This is a genomic window from Stenotrophomonas sp. 21LCFQ19 (genome assembly GCF_056861425.1).
Genome location: NZ_JBSPUF010000026.1, coordinates 1 through 20,611 on the forward strand (window position 1 = coordinate 1; position 20,611 = coordinate 20,611).

The following is a 20,611-nucleotide window of genomic DNA, read 5'->3' on the forward strand; positions in this document are numbered from 1 at the left end:
AAGAAAGACCCAAAAGAGCACTCGGCGGAATGACACCTGCCCACTACGCCGCGCAGCTGGCGGCGAAGACAGATAAGATCAAAACAGGACTCTAAACCCGACCTCTACTCAGGTCGGGGGGACGTCGGCACTACAGAGGCTGGATCTTGCGTAACGCCCCTGCCGAGCATGGCTCGGCACTACAGAGGCTGGGTCTTGCGTAACGCCCCTGCCGAGCATGGCTCGGCACTACAGAGGCTGGGTCTTGCGTAACGCCCCTGCCGAGCATGGCTCGGCACTACAGAGGCTGGATCTTGCGTAACGCCCCCTGCCGAGCATGGCTCGGCACTACAGAGGCTGGATCTTGCGTAACGCCCCCTGCCGAGCATGGTTCGGCACTACAGAGGCTGGATCTTGCGTAACGCCCCCTGCCGAGCATGGTTCGGCACTACAGGCTGGATTCTGCGGGCGGCCCCTGCCGAGCGTGGCCCGGCGCTACGCTTGTGGACGGGCCAGTTCGCCCAGCATTTCCCAGGACTTGAGTCCGCGACCACCAAGGTGGTGCAGCAGTACTGCACGCATCTGCAGGCGTAGGCTGGCAACATCGCTGCTGTCGGGCTGGTGATCCTCGACCAATGCCAGCAACGCACTACCGGTCGCCAGCGCGCGGCGTTCGTTGTTGCGTTCACTGAGCAGCCGCAGCGGGCCCTGCAACGGATCCAACAGATAGCGCGCCGCCGGATCGATGGGCTCACCGTCGGCACCACAACTCCAGTCGAAGCCAAAGCCCAATGCATCAAGCAGATCCCGTTCGAAGCGACGCAGTGACCACGCCAGCGTGTCCGGCTGATCCAGCTGCCCGCGCAGCTCACCGTAAGCCACATACAGCTCGGGCAAAGGATCCTGCCGCGGTGTCAGCCGCATCACCAGTTCGTTGATATAGAACCCCGCAAGCATGGCGTGGCCGTGCAGGCGCGGCGCCACATCCTGGCTTTCGGCCCGGCGCAGCTGCGCCAGCTCGCCAGTCTGCTGTGCGTCAAAACGGATTGCCTGCAAGGGCTGCAAGGCCGCGCGTAGTGCCTGCTTCTTCGCTCCCTGCACCCCCCGCGCAAGCAGACCCAGGCGCCCATGCTCCAGGCTCAACACCTCGACCAGCAAGCTGGTCTCGCGCCAAGGCCGGGCATGCAGCACGTAAGCGGGCTGGTCGTCGATGCGCATCTCAAGACTGGGAGTCGGGAATGGAGAATCGGGAGTCGGAACAGCCCGCGACCGTGATCCAGCCGGCCTTCGCCAGGCTCCCTGGCAGCCGGCTATCGCTACGACCTATCGCCGTCGCGGCATCGGTATTCATCACACAACCTGACCTGCCACGCGGCCAGAAAACAACCGGAAACCGCAAATCGCGGCAGAACCAGGCAGTTTCCATTCCTGATTCCCCACTCCCGATTCCCGGTTCGCGGCTGAAAACTTACTGTTCGCCGTAACCAAAGGCCTTCAGCGCGGCCTCGTCATCGGACCAGCCTTCACGCACGCGCACCCAGGTTTCCAGGAACACCTTGGCACCGAACAGACGCTCCATCTGCAGACGCGCCTTGGCGCCGATTTCCTTCAGGCGGGTGCCGCCCTTGCCGATGACAATCGCCTTCTGGCCTTCGCGCTCGACCCAGATCACCGCGCCGATACGCAGCAATGCGCCATCTTCGGCGAAGCGTTCGATCTCCACCGTGGTGGCGTACGGCAGCTCTTCGCCAAGCTGGCGCATCAGCTGCTCGCGGACCAGCTCGCCGGCGAGGAAGCGCTGGCTGCGGTCGGTGATTTCATCTTCGCCGAACATCGGCGGACCTTCCGGCACCAGCCCGATCAGGTCACGCACCAGCGCGTCCAGACCATTGCGCTTCAGCGCCGAGATCGGATGCACGGCGGCGAATTCGCGGCCGACGGTGATCTCCTGCAGGAACGGCAGCAGCGCGCCCTTGTCCTTCAGCCGATCAACCTTGTTGACGATCAGTACCACCGGCACGCCTGCATCGTTCAGCACGTTGAACGCCAGGGTGTCTTCTTCGTCCCAGCGACCAGCTTCGATCACCAGCAAACCAACGTCCACGCCTTCCAGCGAGGCACGCGCGGCGCGGTTCATGACCCGGTTCATCGCGCGCTTCTGCTGGCGATGCAGCCCAGGGGTATCGACCAGCACCAACTGCCCTTCCGGGTAGGTGGCGATGCCGAGCAGGCGGTGGCGGGTGGTCTGCGGACGGTTGGAGACGATGCTGACCTTGGCGCCAACCAGGGCGTTGGTCAGGGTCGACTTGCCAACGTTGGGGCGGCCAATGACCGCGACGCTGCCACAGCGATGAGAGGAGGTGTCGTTCACTTGGAATCCAATTGCTCTATTGCGGCGGCTGCCGCCTGTTGTTCGGCCAGCCGTCGCGAAGTGCCTTCGCCTTCGGTACTTACGGCGGGGTCAGCCACGCAACAGCGCACACGGAAGTGCTTGGCGTGGTCGTCGCCGGTCTCCGATACCAGCTCGTATACCGGCAGGGTCTTCTGCCGGGCCTGCAACCATTCCTGCAGGCGTGTCTTGGGGTCTTTCTCGGGCTTGCCTGCCGGCACTGCCGACAGAGAGGCCTCGAACCACGGCATTATCCGCTCGCGGCAGGCTTCGAAACCGGCGTCCAGATAAATGGCAGCAACCACGGCCTCGAAGGTGTCGGCGAGGATGGAGTCGCGGCGATGGCCGCCCGACTTCATCTCGCCCGGGCCCAGCGTCAGCCGGTCGCCCAGCTGCAGCGCACGTGCGATCACCGCCAGCGCGCTTTCACAGACCAGCGCCGAGCGGGCGCGGGTCAGCGCGCCCTCGTCCGCCTTGGGCCAGCGGGTGAACAATGCCTCGGCAATCAGCATGTTGACGATGCTGTCGCCAAGGAACTCCAGGCGCTCGTTATGCGGCGCACCGGCACTACGATGGGTCAGGGCCTGCTTCAGCAGACCCTGGTCCTTGAATGGATGACCGATCAGGTCACCCCGTTGGAACGTTTTATTGAGCACTGCCTGAGGTGAAATCCTGGGAATTTGTGAAATTGCCTACGATGTCCAGATTGCCGATCAGCGGCTTGCGCACCTCATAGGTCACGTTCATCCGCCAGCCACCGTCGGTGCGCTCGAACTTGATGTTGTCGCGCTTGACCGTGTCGGAGTAATTCATATCCATGCGCTTGAAAAAAGCCTGGGTCGCATTCGAAGGATTGAACTCTCCGGTTGACTCATTGGCCATCGATTTCATCGCCACCTTGATCGAATAGAACTCCTGGTACATCGGGAACAGCTTCATGACGATATAAAGCCCGAAGCCCACCACCGCCAACACCATCAGGAACGAGGTCAGCGTCATACCTGCTTGCTTGTGCTTCATTGCGATCTCCCCAGAAACGCGTTGTCCACTCACTGAATGCCCGCCCCGATACGCGACGGCTCGAAACTACCCTTGCAGAACCAGCCTTCACAGTTCAGCCAGATCAGGAACGCCTTGCCACGCAGATTCTCTTCCGGCAGGAAGTGGGTCTGGGTCCAGAAGCGACTGTCCTCGCTGTTGTCGCGATTGTCACCCATCACGAAGTACTGGCCTTCCGGCACCACCCAGTCACCCTGGCCCCGCGGGTCGGCACGGCCCAGCAGCTCCAGCACGGTGTGGCTGCGACCCGGCAGCTGTTCGGTCAGCAGCGAGGCACCGGTCATTTCCGAACCCGGGCCCTTGCCGACGTACTCGCCGCGGTCTTCGTAGACCATCGGCACGCCGTTGATCGACAAGGTGTCACCGTGGAAGCCGATGCGGTCGCCCGGCAGGCCGATCACGCGCTTGATCCAGTTCTGGTCCGGCGCATGCGGCGGCTTGAACACCACCACGTCACCGCGCTTGGGCTCGGCTACCGGGATGATCTTGGTATTGGTGATCGGCAGGCGGAAGCCGTAGGAGAACTTGTTGACCAGGATGAAATCGCCGATCAGCAGGTTGGGCATCATCGAGCTGGAGGGGATCTTGTACGGCTCTGCCACGAAGCTGCGCAGGATCAACACCACCGCCAGCACCGGGAAGAACGCGCGCGAGTAATCCACCACCGCCGGCTCTTCGCTGTCCAGCAGGCTGGCCTTCTCGGCACGGCGCTTGCGCAGGTACAACTTGTCCAGCAGCACCACCAGGCCCGAGCCCAGGGTCAGCACAACCAGGATGATTTCAAACCATTTCATTCAAGTTCCTTCGGAATGGAAACGGGGAATGGGGAGCAGGGAACCGCGCAGTCCAAAGCGTTTCCGCCCGGCCGTTACGACTCCCCATTCCCTACTCTCGATTCACTGTTACTTGTCCATCTGCAGCACAGCAAGGAAGGCTTCCTGTGGGATCTCCACGCGGCCTACCTGCTTCATGCGCTTCTTGCCTTCCTTCTGCTTCTCCAACAGCTTCTTCTTACGCGAAACGTCGCCACCATAGCACTTGGCCAGCACGTTCTTGCGCATGGCCTTGACCGTGGTACGGGCGATGATCTGCGCGCCGATCGCGGCCTGGATGGCCACGTCGAACATCTGCCGGGGAATCAGGTCCTTCATCTTCTCGCACAGCTCGCGGCCACGGCGATCGGCGTGGCTGCGGTGGGCGATCAGCGACAGGGCGTCAACCTTGTCACCGTTGATCAGCACGTCCAGGCGCACGAACGGGCCGGCCTCGAAGCGCACGAAGTGGTATTCCAGCGAGGCGTAGCCACGGCTGACCGACTTGAGCTTGTCGAAGAAGTCCAGCACCACTTCGGCCATCGGCAGCTCATAGCTGATCTGCACCTGGCTGCCCATGTAGTTGATGCCGATCTGGCTGCCGCGCTTCTCTTCGCACAGCTTGATGATGCTGCCGATGTACTCCTCGGGGGTGAGGATGTTGGCGCGGATGATCGGCTCGCGGATCTCTTCCACCTGGTTGACCGGCGGCAGCTTGGCCGGGTTGTCCATCATCACGATGGTCCCGTCGCTCTTGAGCACCTCGTAGATCACCGTCGGTGCGGTGCTGATCAGGTCGAGGTTGTACTCGCGCTCCAGGCGCTCCTGCACGATTTCCATGTGCAGCATGCCGAGGAAGCCGCAGCGGAAGCCGAAGCCCATCGCCTCGGAGCTTTCCGGCTCGAAGCGCAGCGCGGCGTCGTTCAGGCGCAGCTTGTCGAGGGCTTCGCGCAGGTCCGGGTAGTCCTCGGCATCGACCGGGAACAGGCCGGCGAACACGCGCGGCTGCATTTCCTGGAAGCCGGGCAGCGGCTCGGACGCCGGATCGGCCTGCAGGGTCAGGGTGTCGCCAACCGGCGCACCGTGCACGTCCTTGATGCTGGCGTTGATCCAGCCCACTTCACCGGCACGCAGCGCAGGCATTTCCTTACGCTTGGGGGTGAAGACGCCGACCTTGTCGACCAGATGCCAACGGCCGGTGGACATGACCTGGATCTTGTCGCCGGCCTTGATCTGGCCCTGCATCACGCGCACCAGCGAGACCACGCCCAGGTAATTGTCGAACCAGGAATCGATGATCAGCGCCTGCAGCTTGTCGCTGCCACGGTCGGCCGGCGGCGGGATGCGGTGCACGATGGCCTCCAGCACCTCCTCCATGTTCAGGCCGGTCTTGGCGCTGACCGCAACCGCGTCGGAGGCGTCGATGCCGATCACCGCCTCGATCTCGGCCTTGGCGCGGTCGACATCGGCGGTGGGCAGGTCGATCTTGTTCAGCACCGGCACCACTTCCAGGCCCTGCTCGATGGCCGTGTAGCAGTTGGCAACCGACTGCGCTTCCACGCCCTGGGCCGCATCGACCACCAGCAGCGCGCCTTCGCAGGCGGCCAGCGAGCGGCTGACTTCATAGGAGAAGTCGACGTGGCCGGGGGTATCGATGAAGTTCAGGAAGTAGGTCTGGCCGTTGCGGGCCGTATACGGCACCGACACCGACTGCGACTTGATCGTGATGCCACGCTCGCGCTCGATCGGGTTGTTGTCCAGGACCTGCGCTTCCATTTCGCGCGCGGTCAAGCCGCCACACAACTGGATGATGCGGTCGGCCAGGGTGGACTTACCGTGGTCAACGTGGGCAATGATGGAGAAGTTGCGGATCATCCGCATCGAATCATGTGACATAGGTGGCGGCGGCGGCGCTGCGTCGTCAGGATAACGGGCCATTATCGCATGCCGGAGCCAAGCCCCGCACAGGGTTTGGCCGGCAGCTGAACGAAAGGAGCCGCCCGAAGGCGGCTCCCATTGCAATCACAAGGTCTGGCGGGCTTATTCGCCGGCGCGGACCGGGACGAAGGCACTGTTGGCGCCGGCACGGACCAGCAACATGACCACGTCACCCTTCTTGTAGCCGGCCAGTTCCCGGTTCAGGGCGGCGACGCTGCCCACCGGGGCACGCCCGACCTGCAGCACCACCATGCCCGGAGCCAGACGCGCCTCGCGGCCAGACTGGCTGTTGACGCCGGTGATGCGCACGCCCTCGCCCGACTCCAGGCCGAGCTGGCGACGCTCGGCGGCGGTGAGATCGGCCACTTCCAGGCCAAGCAGGGCATTGGCGCCAGCCTGCGGCTTGGCCTCATCGCCAGCGGCAGCGGTGTTACCCGGCCGCGCCGCATCCTCGGCCAGTTCGCTCAGGGTCACGGTGATATCGCGCGGCTTGCCGTCACGCAGGATGCTCATCCGCACCTTGCTGCCGGGCGGCATCGCGCCAATCATCGGCGGCAGCTCGCTGGAGGTATTGATCTCGGTGCCATTGACCGCACGGATCACATCACCCACCTCGATACCCGCCTTGGCCGCCGCACTGTCAGGCACCATCTGGTTGACCAGCGCACCACGGCTGTCAGGCAGCTTGAAGCCCTGCGCGATGTCACTGGTCACCTCACCGACCATCACACCCAACTGGCCGCGGCTGACCTTGCCGGTCTTCTTGATCTGCTCGACCGCATTCATCGCCAGATCGATCGGGATCGCGAAGCTGATGCCCATATAGCCGCCGGAGGCGGAGAAGATCTGCGAATTGATGCCGACCACCTCACCGCGCGTATTCAGCAAGGGGCCGCCGGAGTTGCCCTGGTTGATCGCCACGTCGGTCTGGATGAAGGGCACATAGCGCTGCTCCTGGCCACCGGTATTGCGGCCCAGCGCACTGACGATGCCGGCGGTAACCGAGTGGTCCAGGCCGAACGGCGAGCCGATCGCCACCACCCACTGGCCCGGCTTGAGGCTGTTGGAGTCGCCAACGCGCACGGTCGGCAGGTTCTTGGCCTCGACCTTCAACAACGCCACGTCGTACTGGGCATCGCTGCCGACCACCTTGGCGGTGAACTCGCGGCGATCACTCAAGGTGATCTTGACCGATTCGGCACCGTCGATGACGTGGTGGTTGGTCAGCACATAGCCGTCATTGGAGATGATGAAGCCCGAACCCATGCTGCGCCCACGCGGCCCGCTGTCCGGTCCTTGCTGGCCCGGCCCCGGCATCTGGAAATCCGGACCGAAGAAGCGGCGGAAGAACTCCGGCATCTGGTCCATGTCCGGGCCCTGCTGGGCAGCGCGCGGATTGCGGCGCGCGCCAATCACGGTATCGACCTTGACCACGCCCGGGCCAACCTGGTCGACCAGTTGGGTGAAGTCAGGCAGGCCCTGCACCAGCTGCGGCGCGGGGGCGGCGCGGGTGGCGGTCGCCTGCGCGGCGGGCGCATCCGGTGCCGGGCTCTGCGCGCAGGCCACCAACGGCAGGGTCATCGCCAGCAGGCCAAACACCTTGTTTTGGATACGTGGGGTCATCAGCTTCGAGCCTCCAATTCAGTCAAAGCGGGAAAGAACAGCCAAGCCCGGTACGCCCAACCACAGCGCACAAACCTGGAATCCGGGGAAAACCGGTCGCCCTGAGGCGGGCGACCGGCAAGCAACACTCATTGACGCGGCAACAGCCTGCGCGACTCGGCATCGTCGGCACCCTGTGCCGGCATGCGCGGTTCAAACGGGTAGAACGTCGCCCCGCCCTGCTCCTGCGCAGGGAAACTGGCGTTGAGCGCCCCTTGCGACAGCGACGGCGCTACCGTCGAGCGTGGCCATGGCCGTGCATGCAGTACACCATTGCCGGTGGCAAATGGGTCTTGGCGCAGGGCTGGCGTTGCCGGCAGTACCGGCGCGGAAGCAATCGCCCGCTGCGGCTCGGCCATGCGTGCGGTACCGGCCCGCGCTGCCTGCTGGGTACGGGTCGCACTGCCGCGGCGGGCGCTGGCATCCTGGCGACGGGTCACGGCTGCGGCAACCGCAGGTGCCGCCGCGACCAGACCGGCGACATTGCCGGCATCCGCCGCGGTAGGGGCCGAAGGCTGCACAGGTGCGGGAGCAACTTCCGCCGTGGTCGCGATGACCGGCGTCGGTGCATTCGTTTCAGGCAGCTGTTCGCGGGCCATGAACAAGGCCACGGCAGCCACCGAGGCAGCCAGAGCGGCACCGCCGCCCCACCGCCGCCAACCTGTCCGCGTGGCACGTTGCGGCGCACGTTGTGCTGCGGTCGCGGCCACAAGCGGACCGTTCTGCAACGCATCCGCGTCCACCGCCTGACGCACGCGCGCACTGAAATCCAGGGGCGCCGGTGCGCAGGCCTGGCCGCGCATCACGTCACCCAATACCTGCCAGCGCTCCTGGCAGGCCGAAAGCTCGCTGTCGTGCTCCAAGCGGCGCAGCATGAAGCGCGCCTCATCGGCAGCCAGCTCGCCATCCACCAACGCTGACAGCTGCTGGCGGTAGTGCAATTCGAATTTGTCCGGTGCAGCACCGGCCGACACCGGGTTACGGTCTTGCGGGTTCATACGCGACTCCGTTCACGGGTAGCGCTGGGGGTATCCAGCAAGGGACGCAGCTGTGTATCGATGGCCTCGCGGGCACGGAAGATCCGCGACCGCACCGTGCCGATCGGGCATCCCATTTTCTGCGCGATATCCTCGTAACTCATGCCTTCCACCTCTCGCAACGTAATGGCTGAGCGCAGCTCTTCGGGCAACGCCTCAACCGCCTTCATCACGGTCTGTTCCAGTTCCTGGCGCATCAACTCACGCTCGGGCGTGTCGTTGTCGCGCAAGCGGACCCCACTGTCGAACTGCTCGGCGTCGCCGATCTCGATGTCGTCGGTGGGGGGGCGCCGGTTGTGTGCTGCCAGGTAGTTTTTTGCGGTATTCACTGCGATCCGATGCAACCAGGTATAGAACTGGGCGTCGCCACGGAAATTCCCGAGCGCACGGTAAGCGCGCACGAAAGTGTCCTGGGCCACGTCCTGACATTCACTCCAGTCGGCGATGTAGCGCCCGATCAACGCGATGATCCGATGCTGGTACTTGCGTACCAACACATCGAACGCCGCGCTTTCGCCGCGCTGCACACGCCGGACCAGTTCCAGGTCCAGCTCCTGCGGTGTTTCAACCTCGGCCATAACGGGCCGCACTCCTGTCAGCCCAACCGACGTCGGGCAATAAGACCGCTGTTCGCGGCAAAAGTTCAGCACCCTGTCCCAGCGGCACCGCACCAGCTTTTAACTCCCGTTCGGCTAACCTCCAGGGGCGCTGACCAGATAAGCCCAACACAATTCCAGACATTGGGATTTGACGGCAGGGAAACAACCTCTGGATCATAGCGGTCTTCTCCATACACAACCGGATGGAACGTCCCATGCTCTCAGGCTTCGACGGGCTCCGCTTCAATCATTGGCAAACCGAGCTGCGCGAGGATGGCGTGGCAGTGCTCAGCCTCGACCGCAAGGACAGCCCGGTCAATGCCATGTCGCAGGACGTGCTGCTGGAACTGGGCGACATCGTCGAGCGCCTGGCCATCGACCCGCCCAAGGGCGTGGTGGTGCGCTCGACCAAGGCAGCCGGCTTCATCGCTGGCGCCGACCTGAAGGAATTCCAGGAGTTCGACCGCCGCGGCACCGTCAATGACGCCATCCGCCGTGGCCAGAGCGTCTACCAGAAGCTGGCCGAACTGCCCTGCCCGACCGTCGCCGCGATCCACGGCCACTGCCTGGGCGGCGGCACCGAGCTGGCGCTGGCCTGCCGTTACCGCGTGGCCTCCAACGATCAATCCACCCGTATCGGCCTGCCCGAGACCCAGTTGGGCATCTTCCCGGGCTGGGGCGGCAGTGCACGCCTGCCACAGCTGGTCGGTGCGCCGGCGGCGATGGACATGATGCTGACCGGCCGCACCCTGTCGGCCTCGGCCGCGCGTGCTATCGGCCTGGTCGACAAGGTCGCCGCCCCGGCGGTGCTGGTCGATGCGGCGGTCGCCTTGCTGCAGACCGGCGTGACCCGCCCGTTCAAGCAGCGTGCGACTGCCTGGGCCACCAATACCTTCCTGGCCCGCAAGATCCTCGCCCCGCAGATGGCCAAGCAGGTCGCACGCAAGGCCAAGAAGGACCAGTACCCGGCGCCCTACGCGCTGATCAGCACCTGGGAGCGCACCGGCGGCAGCCCGATCCAGAAGCGCCTGGACGCCGAGCGCCGCGCCGTGGTCAAGCTGGCCAGCAGCCCGACCGCGCGCAACCTGATCCGCATCTTCTTCCTGACCGAACGGCTCAAGGGCTTGGGCGGCAAGGACTCGGGCATCAAGCACGTGCACGTGGTCGGTGCCGGCGTGATGGGCGGCGATATTGCGGCCTGGGCGGCCTACAAGGGCTTCAACGTGACCCTGCAGGACCGCGAGCAGCGTTTCATCGACCCGGCCATGACCCGCGCGCAGGTGCTGTTCGACAAGAAGGTGCGCGATGAGAGCAAACGCCCGGAAGTGGCCGCACGACTGAAGGCCGATCTGGCCGGTGACGGCGTGGCGCAGGCTGACCTGGTCATCGAAGCCATCATCGAGAATCCGGAAGCCAAGCGTGCGCTGTACCAGACGCTGGAGCCGAAGATGAAGGCCGATGCGCTGCTGACCACCAACACCTCCTCGATCCCGCTGGTCGAGCTGCGCGACCACATCCAGCGCCCGGCGCAGTTTGCCGGCCTGCATTACTTCAACCCGGTCGCGCAGATGCCGTTGGTGGAGATCATCCACCACGACGGCATGGCGCCGGAGACCGAGAAGCGTCTGGCGGCGTTCTGCAAGGCGCTGGGCAAGTTCCCGGTGCCGGTGGCCGGCACGCCCGGCTTCCTGGTCAACCGCGTGCTGTTCCCGTACATGCTGGAAGCCGCCACCGCGTATGCCGAAGGCATCCCCGGCCCGGTGATCGACAAGGTGGCGGTCAAGTTCGGCATGCCGATGGGCCCGATCGAGCTGCTGGATACGGTTGGCCTGGACGTGGCCGCTGGCGTGGGCAAGGAGTTGGCCCCCTTCCTCGGCCTGCAGATCCCGGCCGCACTGGCGACCGTCGAGCCGAACAAGCGCGGCAAGAAGGACGGCCAGGGCATCTACAAGTGGGAGAACGGTCGCGCGGTGAAGCCAGAAGTGGCCAAGGACTACCAGCCACCGTCGGACCTGGAAGACCGCCTGATCCTGCCGTTGCTCAACGAAGCCGTGGCCTGCCTGCACGACGGCGTGGTCGCCGATGCCGACCTGCTTGATGCAGGGGTGATCTTCGGCACCGGTTTCGCCCCGTTCCGTGGCGGCCCGATCCAGCATATCCGTGCCACCGGTGTGGATGTCCTGGTCGAGAAGCTGAAGACCTTGCAGGCACGCCATGGCGACCGCTTCGCACCGCGCAATGGCTGGGAGATGCCAGAACTACGTGAGCCGGTGGTTTGAGTTCCTGCCGGTTGATTGAATGAAAAACGGAGCCGAAAGGCTCCGTTTTTCGTTCAATCTGTAGTGCCGAGCCATGCTCGGCAATGGCCTTGCCAGCAATAGTCCTCTTGTGGGAGCGGTGTAAGCCGCGAAACCACAGATCAATCAGATTGTTGCCATTCCAGTAACTTCAACGATGCCAGCTTCGCGGCTTACGCCGCTCCCACAAGCAACAACAAAGGCCGATGGATCACCGGGAAAGCCTCTGCCGAGCATGGCTCGGCACTACGCTTCAGCGGTGCACATGCCCATGATGGCCTTGATCATCCGGCCCATGCGCATGACCTTCATGATCATGATCATGGCCGTGGTCACCGCCAGTCGCCTTCTTGTCGGCGCAATCATCACCACAGTGATCCGCTTCAACCTGCACCGTCACATGATCGATATCAAACCGCTCATGCAGCAGGTCCGCCAGCTGTCGTCGCAGTACATCCGGCGCCTGGCCATCCTGCATCACCACGTGCACGGTCAACGCCGGCGTGCTCGATGCCAGCGCCCATACATGCAGATCATGGATACCAGCGACACCGGCATGGCCACGTAGCGCCGCCTCGATATCGGCCAGCACCACGCCCTTGGGCACACCTTCCAGCAACACGTTGATCGCATCGCGCAGCAGCACCCAGGTGCGCGGCAGCACCCACAGGCCGATCAGCACGGCCAGGATCGGATCCACCAGGGTCCAACCGGTGAAGTGGATGATCAGGCCGCCGGCAATAACAGCCACCGAACCGAGCATGTCACTCCAAACTTCCAGGTAAGCACCCTTGACGTTCAAGCTCTCGCCGCTACCAGCACTGAGCAGGCGCATCGCGATCAGGTTCACCACCAGCCCAAACGCAGCCACCCACATCATGCCGGTGGAGGCGATGTCCTGCGGCTGCTGGAAGCGCTGCACGGCCTCGAACAGGATGTAGACGCCGACGCCGAACAGCAGCAGGCCATTGGCAACCGCGCCCAAGGCCTCCAACCGCGCATAACCGTAGGTGCGCTTGGCATCGGGCGGACGCCGGCTCAGGCGAACGGCGGTCAAGGCGATCATCAGGCCGATCGCATCGGTGGCCATGTGCGCGGCGTCGGACAACAGCGCCAGGCTGTTGGTCCAGAACGCACCAATGACTTCCACCACCAGATAGGCGGTGGTCAGGCCCAGCGCCCACCATAGTGGTTTCTCGTGGCGGATTTCGCTGGGCAGATGGTTGTGGTCGTGACTCATGGCTGGCTCCTCATAGCGGGGCCAGCTTAGTAAGCCAGTGGCGGCGGAGACTATTACATCGCCGCCGCCCGGTTCAGTGATCAGCGTGGGCCGAGCACCGTCTGCATGTCATCGCCCTGCGGCATGCCCGAACGCATCTGCACCGTGCCGTCGGCATCCTTGAACAGGATGCCCGGCGTGCCCTGGAAGCCCAGATCCAGCATCAAGGCTTCGTTGGCACGCAGCTTGGCCTGCACTGCCGCCGGCACCGTCGCCAGCGGCTTGATGCCGCCCTTGGCGAAGTCGCGCTCGTTCTGGATCAGCGCCTGCTCCGGCGAGGCTGCGCCGAGGATGGCAGCGGCCTTGTTGGCACTGTCCTCGCGGATCACGCCGACCAGGATCTGCCGGATCTGCACCTTGCCTGCGGCCACCCACGGCTGCGCCGCTTCCCAGAAGCGGTTGCAGTACGGGCAATTCGGGTCGCTGAAGGAATAGATGACACGCGGCGCATCGGCCTTGCCATCACGCACCCAATGGCTGGCTTCCACCTTGGCCCAGGCCTGTTGGCCCATCGGCCCGGACACCAGCTCCTTGAGCTTGGCGGCGCTGACATCCTCACCCTTGGCGTTGACCAGGGTGCCAACCACCGCGTACTCACCATCCTTGGACACATACACGCCCAGCGGACGCTGGCCAGCGACGCCGGCATAGCCGGTCAGTCCAACCGGCGTTTCGAACGTGCCCATGAACTCCACGCCCTGCGAACGCAGGGTCTTCACTACCGCCGGCTCATTGGCCGCAGCCGGCTTTGCCGCAGTCGCCGCCGGGGCACTGGCAGTCTGTGCGCAGGCCAGCGGCGTCAGCGTCATGGCGGACAACAACAGCAACATCGAACGGGAATGCATCATCGTGTGTCTCTTTCAGGAAAGGAGTTATTGCATTTCGCGCAGGCGCGCTTCCAGCGTGGCGCGCGACAGCTCGCCCATGTGCACATTGCGCAGCCGCCCATCGGCGCCGAAGAACAACGTTGTCGGCAATGCGCGCGCACCGGTCTGCTGCATCACCTGCGATTCGGCATCCAGCAGCACATTGCCCAACTGCATGTTCTCGGCACGCAGATAGTCGGCGACCTCATCGCGGGTTTCGCCCTGATTGGCGAATACGAACTGCACCCGCGGGTGCGCCTGCTGCGCCTGCGCCAGCACCGGCATCTCGCGTCGGCACGGTCCGCACCAGGTCGCCCAAAGATTGATCACGGTTGGCTTGCCGGCAAAGGCTGCCAAAGGTGCAGGCTTGCCCAGCATGTCAACCAGCACTGCGTCCGGCAACGGAATGGACGAGCGCTGCACTGCAAACAACGCCATGCCACCGATTGCCCAGAATGCCGCACCCGCAGCCAAACCCAGCAACACCGGCTTGCGCAGGATGCGTTGTCGCGTCTTCCACATTGCATAGGCCGCCGCGACCAGCAGGCCCGCCCAGATCGAATAGCCACCATCGCCCAGACGAATGATGGACAGCGGCTGCGGCAGGTAGTCGCCAGCGTGCAGCGCCACGTGACCCAGACGTGCACCCAGCAAGCCCAGCAGAAACGCATCCAGCACCACCGCACCGGCACGGCTGCGCATTCCATCGGCAGCAGGTGCCAATGCGCGCGCGAAGAACCAGCCAATCGCCAGCGCCAACAGGGCAACCAGCGCCATCAACGGAAACGGGCCGGCGCTGATCATTGCGCCATTCCGATAGGGGTGCCCAACACAAGTGAACTTGAACAAACAGTGAATCCAACCATCAACACAACGTCCTCAAAAACCTGTTGTTGCTGCCGATAATAGTCGGCTGCCTCTTGGCACTTTACCGGTCGTACGCATGAACATCGTCCCCGCACCACCCCCAGACACCGACAGCAGCGCGCTCGCAGATGCCTGGAAACACAGCCTCGATGCCGCTGGCACCGATGCGAGCCAGATTCTCGCGAGCCTGGCCGACGCGCATGCCGCTGAACTGGCCGCGCATTTTTACAAGGTCATGATGAACGACGCGCGTGCCTCACGCTCGATGTCACATGACCAGGTCCGGGTACGACTGCAGCCGGCCATGCAGCGTTGGGTCAGGGACCTGCTGCGCGCAACGCCCGACAACGTCGAGCAGCTGATTGCCAACCAGCGCGTCATCGGCGATGTGCATGCACGCGTGGGCATACCGGTAGACCTGGTTACCCGTGGCACCCGCGTGCTGAAGCAACGCCTGTTCCAGCTGATCGGCGCGCAGGCCGGACACGGCGAGGCTGCACATGCGGCCATTGCCAGCCTCACCGCATCGTTCGACATCGCGCTGGAGGGTATGACACTGGCCTATTCCAACGCACGGGAACGTTCCTCACGCACGGATGCCGCCTACCGGCTGTTCTCGCTGGTGCAGAACGTCAGCACCGAGCGCGAACGCCAGCGTGCATTGCTGCTGGATTGGGAGAACACCCTCCTGTACGCGCTGGCGGCGCAGGGCGACCTGGGCAGTTTCCAGACCCTGGCGCGTTCGGAGTTCGGCCTCTGGTTCAACCACAAAGGCATTCCGAGTTTTGGCGAGAGCTCCGAAACCCGCCAGATCAGCGGTTTGATCCATGACGTCGACCAGCTGCTGCAGCACACCCTGCAGCACGACAGCGACCCTGCCGCGCGTACCGCGCAGCTGCAGGATGTGCGCTCCAAGGTCAGCCAGATCCGTACCTTGCTTGGCATGTTGTTCGAGCGCATCGGCGAACTGGATGCCGGTTGCGATGCCTTGACCAACCTGCTCAACCGCCGCTTCCTGCCCACCGTGCTGCGCCGCGAAATCGAGCTTGCGGAAAAGTCCGGCGACAGCTTCGCCGTGCTGCTGTTGGACCTGGATCACTTCAAGGCCATCAACGACGAGCATGGCCACGAAGCCGGAGATCGCGCCCTGCAACACGTCGCCGGCATCCTCAGCCAGTTCACCCGTGGCAGCGACTACGTATTCCGCTACGGCGGCGAGGAATTCGTGGTCGTGTTGGTGGCGGTGGAAGAACGTCAGGCCATGGTGATCGCCGAAGGCCTGTGCCGGCGCCTGGTCGATACGCCGGTCACCCTCGCAGACGGCCAGCTCCTGCCCATCAGCGCCAGCATCGGTGTCGCCCTGTATGACGGCCACCCGGACTACGAGCGGGTAATGGCACGTGCCGACGCCGCCATGTACCAGGCCAAGAAGCAGGGCCGCAATCGCGTTGTACTGGGCAGCGACGCCTTGCCCACCGCACCGGGCCGTAGCGCGCTGCGCCGCGATTGAGCAGCAGGCAGCACCAACCGATAGCACATGCTGCCGGTGCAGCGAACGCATAGGCTGCAGGCGGGTGCAAACGGTCACCCGCCTCTGGAAGCCTGCAATGCCCATCCTCCGCGTCCTGCTCATCCTGCTGCTGTGCAGTGCCCTGCCCGCCCTGGATGCCAATGCCCGCGAGGTGCCGCAGCCAGCGGCGCATGTGCAGGCCGATGGCCCCTATGTGTTCCGCGACGGCAAGCGATTGCATGCACAATGGATCTGCGACGACCGGGTGGTCTCGCGAAAGGTGAAAGCAAGGCGCGATATCACCCGTGCGATCGCACCGGAGTGCGGCTATCCACATCCACTGGATATCGCAGCGCTCGCCACGCCAGCGGCTGCAACACTACCCGCGGTGCCGCGCATCGTTGCCGTCTCCGACATCCATGGCCAGTACGACCTGCTGCGCCGCTTGCTGCGTGCCAACGGCGTGATCGACAGCGACGACAACTGGACATTGGGCCGGGACACGCTGGTCATCGCCGGCGACGTATTCGACCGTGGTCCACAGGTCACCGAGGCCTTCTGGTTGCTCTACAGCCTACAGCAACAGGCCGCGCAGGCTGGCGGTGCAGTGCACTTCGTGCTCGGCAACCATGAAACGATGGTGTTGTACGACGACCTGCGTTACGTCAATCCCAAGTACCTGCGCAGCGCCCAGCTGCTCGGCCGCAGCTATCCGCAACTGTATGGCAGCGATTCGGTGATCGGGCAGTGGCTGCGCACGCGCCCGGTGCTGCTGCGCATCGGCGATACCTTGTTCCTGCATGGCGGCGTTTCGCCCGACGCACTGCAACTCGCGCTCGATCCAGCGACCACCAATGCCGCGTACCAGGCCTCGCTGGGCCGACCCAAGGCCGAGGTCAAGGCCGATCCAATCACCGCACCGCTGTACGACGGCAAGACCAGCCCGATCTGGTACCGCGGCTACTTCAATGGCCAGCTGGATACTCCTGGCGTGCAGACCGTGCTTGACCAGCTCGGGCTCAAGCGCATCGTGGTCGGCCACACCTCGATGCCGCACGTGAGCAGTTTCCACGGTGATCGCATCATCGCCATCGACAGCAGCATCAAGGACGGTCAGAACGGCGAGTTGCTGTTCATCGAGGATGGCACGCTCAGTCGTGGGCTGCTGGATGGCAGCCGGGTTCCGCTGGAGATCGGGCGCATAGGAACGGAGAACTGAACCTCTCGCAATCAGATGCTCACCATTTATGACAATAGGTTTCATCCCAAATTCACGTAGTCATAACCTGATTTCAACGATGGTAAATAGGCAGGTCTCACGCAGCCTGAGGGGGCAGTCAGCGTGTCGCCACGCAAGCGATAGGTGAATCGCGGCGGGGATGTGTTCCGGCCGTGAGTGACGTTTTCTTCTCCACGGAACAGGCGATGAAACCACTGACGCTGGCCACACTGTTGCCACTTGCGCTACTGCCCGGCGCAGCAGGCGCGCAGGACTCCGTTTCCGCTTTACGGGCGGAGATCGCGCAGGCGCAGCAGCATCTGCAAACGCTCAACGCGCGGTTGGATGCACTGGAGCAGGGACAGGCAAGTCCCACCCCAAAACCTCCACCACTTCCACCGCCGCAAACCACGACATCCCCCTTGGACGCGGCAGTCCCTGGCACCGCCAAGACGACCGCCGCACAAAGCATACTGCCGGCGCGTGACTCGGTCGCAGACCCTTCCACCGCCGCCTCACGCCTGGACAACGCGCCGTCACCGACCGACCCGGAACTGAAAGGATTCATCGCAATCCCGGGCACCGAGACAATGATCCGGCTCGGTGGCTACGCAAAACTCGACGCTATTGCAGACCGGCGAGCCGCCGGTGACACCGAACAGTTCATCACCTCGTCGATTCCGGTCGACAGCCCGCACCGCGATGTCTCGCACTTCGGCATGCATGCCAAGCAGACCCGTTTCAGCTTCGAGGCACGGCGCCCGACCACACACGGCAAGCTGCGCTTCTACCTTGAGAACGATTTCTTCGGCAGCAGCGACAGTTACCAGTTCCGCCTGCGCCACGCCTATGGCCAGCTGGGCAATACCTATGCCGGCTACGGCTACTCCACCTTCATGGATGCCGACTCGCTACCGGACACCCTGGACTTTGCCGGCCCCGGCGCGGCCGGCTACCTGCTGGTGGCAGGCATCCACCACAGCTTCGCGCTGGGCAAGGGCAACAGCCTGACCGTGGCGGCTGAAAACCCCGATTCGCAGCTCGCCAACACCGGCGACAACGACAGCACGACCGAGCACCTGCCCGACATCAGCCTGGTCGCGCGCATGGAGCGTGATTGGGGCCACCTGCAGCTGGGCGCGGTGCTGCGCAGCCTTGGCTACGACGGCGATGGCCGCAGCGACCGCACCGTCGGCGGCGGCCTGCAGCTGAGTGGTTCCTACGCGGTAGCCGAGCGTGACCTGCTGCTGTTCGGGCTGATTGGCGGCAAGGGCATCAGCCGCTATACCGCCGACCTCACCGGCTCCAATCTCGATGCCGCCCTCGATACCGACGGCCGGCTCAAGGCGCTGCCTCTGCGTGGCGGCTTCTTCGGCTACACCCACTACTGGTCGGACCTGTGGCGCTCCAACCTGATCTACGGGCAACTGCAGATCGATAGCGCCGATGCCTTGGCCAGCGATGCATTCCGGCGCAGCCGCTACGCGGCATTGAACCTGCTGTGGAGCCCTGCACCGTCCTGGACCATGGGCATGGAACTGCTCTACGGCCAGCAGCAACTGCAGGACGGCCGCGATGCGGACACCCTGCGCCTGCAGGGCAGCCTGCAATACAACTTCATCAAGTAACAGGCAGCCGATGACCGCACCTCAGGTGCGGCGGGCCACCCAACGATTCACGCAATGTCCTTCCCATCGAATTACCCGGCATTGCCGGTGAGAGGAGATAGTCATGGCAGGTCAGAAGAAAATCGGGGTCGTTGGCGCGACCTTCCTGGTGGCAGGCAACATGATGGGCTCAGGCGTCTTCCTGCTGCCTTCCAGCCTGGCCAAGATCGGCACCGCCTCGATCTGGGGCTGGCTGATCACCACCGCCGGTGCACTGTTGCTGGCCTTCGTGTTCGCCAAACTCGGCAAGCTGGCACCAAAAGCAGGCGGCCCTTACGCCTATGCACGTGATTGGTTCGGCCCCTACATGGGCTTCCAGACCAATACCATCTACTGGTTCGCCAACTGGATCGGCAATGTCGCCATCCCGATCGCGGCGGTCGGCTACTTCAGCTACTTCTTCCCTGTCCTGTCCGATCCGGTGCCGCGCTGTGTCGCGGTGCTGCTGCTGGTGTGGGCACTGAGCTTCGCCAACGTGATCGGCCCGTCCTTCGTCAGCCGCGTGCAGACGGTAACCACCAGTTTCGCGCTGGTGCCGATTCTGGGCATCGCCATCTTCGGCTGGTTCTACTTCGACCCGGCCATTTTCAAGGGGGCTTACAACGTCTCCGGCCAATCCAACTTCGGCGCGGTATCCAGCGCGGCGGCGCTGACGTTGTGGGCGTTCATTGGGGTTGAATCCGCATCTGTGACTGCAGGTGTGGTCGAGAACCCGGAGAAGAACGTTGCCCGCGCCACCCTGGCCGGCGTGTTCCTCGCGGCCATCGCCTACATCGCCAGCTCGTCGGTGATCATGGGCATGGTCCCCAACGCCGACCTGCAGGTCTCCGACGCGCCGTTCGCGCTGGCCGCAGCAAGCGCGGTTGGCGGCTGGGGCGGCGCGCTGGTCAGCCTGTGCGCCTTCGTCGGCGCAGCCGGCTCGCTCGGCGGCTGGATCCTGTTGACTGCGCAGAGTGCCAAGGCCGCCTCGGACGATGGCTTGTTCCCCAGCATTTTCAGCAAGACCAACAAAGACGAAGTACCAGTCAAGGGCGTGCTCATCGTTGCCATCCTGATGACACTGGCGGTACTGGTCACGTCCACCTCGGCAACCGCATCCGCGCAGTTCGACGTGATCACCTCGGCGGCGGTGGTGCTGACCCTGCTGCCCTACATCTATTCCTGCGTGGCCTGCTACTTCGTGGTGGAACGCTCGCATACGCTGGCCCATACCGGCGCCTTCTGGGTGCTGACCAGCATCACCGTCGTCTACTGCCTGTGGGCCATCTACGGCTCGTCCGGCAGCATCGTGCAGTACGCCTTCCTGTTCGTACTGTTCATCACCGTGTTCTATCCGTTCTTCAGCGAAGAGCGCCGCAAGCAGCGCCTGGCCCAATTCACTCCGAATGGCACCGCCCGTGCCAGCACGAACTGATCCCCCGCTCGGTAGAT

17 protein-coding genes are annotated in these 20,611 nt (G+C 64.1%); 5 read left to right on the forward strand and 12 right to left on the reverse strand.

Features of this window, described 5'->3' with window-relative positions; translation table 11 throughout:
* Positions 1 to 474: 474 nt before the first annotated feature.
* The 9 genes from recO to rpoE all read right to left on the reverse strand — a co-directional run bounded on the left by recO (position 475) and on the right by rpoE (position 9,454).
* Positions 475 to 1,197, reverse strand: a complete 723-nt coding sequence (gene recO / locus AC13FW_RS19880) for a DNA repair protein RecO (protein WP_482990232.1) — start codon at positions 1,195 to 1,197, stop codon at positions 475 to 477.
* 250 nt (positions 1,198 to 1,447) lie between these two features.
* Positions 1,448 to 2,350, reverse strand: coding sequence for a GTPase Era (gene era, locus AC13FW_RS19885; protein ID WP_482990233.1), 903 nt, complete (start codon positions 2,348 to 2,350; stop codon positions 1,448 to 1,450).
* Positions 2,347 to 3,024 carry a ribonuclease III gene (rnc, locus tag AC13FW_RS19890; RefSeq protein WP_282269635.1) on the reverse strand — a complete coding sequence of 226 codons (678 nt, stop codon included), beginning with the start codon at positions 3,022 to 3,024 and terminating at the stop codon, positions 2,347 to 2,349. The genes era and rnc overlap by 4 nt, the downstream gene beginning before the upstream one ends.
* A complete protein-coding gene (locus AC13FW_RS19895) occupies positions 3,014 to 3,388 on the reverse strand; it encodes a DUF4845 domain-containing protein (protein WP_282269637.1) in 375 nt (124 codons plus the stop codon). Before AC13FW_RS19895 ends, rnc begins: the two co-directional genes overlap by 11 nt.
* A gap of 29 nt (positions 3,389 to 3,417) precedes the next feature.
* A complete protein-coding gene (gene lepB / locus AC13FW_RS19900) occupies positions 3,418 to 4,221 on the reverse strand; it encodes a signal peptidase I (RefSeq protein WP_282269639.1) in 804 nt (267 codons plus the stop codon).
* 108 nt (positions 4,222 to 4,329) lie between these two features.
* Positions 4,330 to 6,120, reverse strand: a complete 1,791-nt coding sequence (gene lepA / locus AC13FW_RS19905; protein WP_482986429.1) for a translation elongation factor 4 — start codon at positions 6,118 to 6,120, stop codon at positions 4,330 to 4,332.
* 159 nt (positions 6,121 to 6,279) lie between these two features.
* The gene (locus AC13FW_RS19910; protein ID WP_482990234.1) at positions 6,280 to 7,800 is read right to left on the reverse strand and encodes a DegQ family serine endoprotease; all 1,521 of its coding nucleotides are present in this window, start codon (positions 7,798 to 7,800) and stop codon (positions 6,280 to 6,282) included.
* A 128-nt stretch (positions 7,801 to 7,928) separates the two neighbouring features.
* The gene (locus tag AC13FW_RS19915) at positions 7,929 to 8,837 is read right to left on the reverse strand and encodes a sigma-E factor negative regulatory protein (RefSeq protein ID WP_482990235.1); all 909 of its coding nucleotides are present in this window, start codon (positions 8,835 to 8,837) and stop codon (positions 7,929 to 7,931) included.
* Positions 8,834 to 9,454 (reverse strand): RNA polymerase sigma factor RpoE, encoded by a 621-nt coding sequence (gene rpoE, locus AC13FW_RS19920; protein WP_482990236.1) that lies wholly within the window; start codon positions 9,452 to 9,454, stop codon positions 8,834 to 8,836. The genes AC13FW_RS19915 and rpoE overlap by 4 nt, the downstream gene beginning before the upstream one ends.
* A 236-nt stretch (positions 9,455 to 9,690) precedes the next feature.
* On the opposite strand from rpoE, the gene AC13FW_RS19925 reads away from it, so the two are divergent.
* Positions 9,691 to 11,754 (forward strand): 3-hydroxyacyl-CoA dehydrogenase NAD-binding domain-containing protein, encoded by a 2,064-nt coding sequence (locus AC13FW_RS19925; RefSeq protein WP_482990237.1) that lies wholly within the window; start codon positions 9,691 to 9,693, stop codon positions 11,752 to 11,754.
* A 271-nt stretch (positions 11,755 to 12,025) separates the two neighbouring features.
* On the opposite strand, the gene AC13FW_RS19930 is transcribed toward AC13FW_RS19925, so the two are convergent.
* The 3 genes from AC13FW_RS19930 to AC13FW_RS19940 all read right to left on the reverse strand — a co-directional run bounded on the left by AC13FW_RS19930 (position 12,026) and on the right by AC13FW_RS19940 (position 14,721).
* Entirely contained in the window at positions 12,026 to 13,012 is a 987-nt protein-coding gene (locus AC13FW_RS19930; protein WP_482990238.1) for a cation diffusion facilitator family transporter, read from the reverse strand.
* An 80-nt stretch (positions 13,013 to 13,092) separates the two neighbouring features.
* On the reverse strand, positions 13,093 to 13,899 hold the full coding sequence (dsbG, locus tag AC13FW_RS19935) for a thiol:disulfide interchange protein DsbG (RefSeq protein WP_296253279.1): 807 nt from the start codon (positions 13,897 to 13,899) through the stop codon (positions 13,093 to 13,095).
* Positions 13,900 to 13,923: 24 nt separating this feature from the next.
* Positions 13,924 to 14,721 (reverse strand): TlpA family protein disulfide reductase, encoded by a 798-nt coding sequence (locus AC13FW_RS19940; protein WP_482990239.1) that lies wholly within the window; start codon positions 14,719 to 14,721, stop codon positions 13,924 to 13,926.
* 139 nt (positions 14,722 to 14,860) lie between these two features.
* Here AC13FW_RS19940 and AC13FW_RS19945 point away from each other — a divergent pair, with 139 nt between their 5' ends.
* The 4 genes from AC13FW_RS19945 to adiC all read left to right on the forward strand — a co-directional run bounded on the left by AC13FW_RS19945 (position 14,861) and on the right by adiC (position 20,594).
* Positions 14,861 to 16,294 (forward strand): GGDEF domain-containing protein, encoded by a 1,434-nt coding sequence (locus tag AC13FW_RS19945; protein ID WP_296253276.1) that lies wholly within the window; start codon positions 14,861 to 14,863, stop codon positions 16,292 to 16,294.
* Positions 16,295 to 16,391: 97 nt separating this feature from the next.
* Positions 16,392 to 17,513, forward strand: a complete 1,122-nt coding sequence (locus AC13FW_RS19950) for a metallophosphoesterase (RefSeq protein WP_482990240.1) — start codon at positions 16,392 to 16,394, stop codon at positions 17,511 to 17,513.
* A 206-nt stretch (positions 17,514 to 17,719) separates the two neighbouring features.
* On the forward strand, positions 17,720 to 19,141 hold the full coding sequence (locus tag AC13FW_RS19955) for a DcaP family trimeric outer membrane transporter (protein WP_482990241.1): 1,422 nt from the start codon (positions 17,720 to 17,722) through the stop codon (positions 19,139 to 19,141).
* Between the two features lie 103 nt (positions 19,142 to 19,244).
* On the forward strand, positions 19,245 to 20,594 hold the full coding sequence (adiC, locus tag AC13FW_RS19960; RefSeq protein WP_482990242.1) for an arginine/agmatine antiporter: 1,350 nt from the start codon (positions 19,245 to 19,247) through the stop codon (positions 20,592 to 20,594).
* Positions 20,595 to 20,611: the final 17 nt, after the last annotated feature.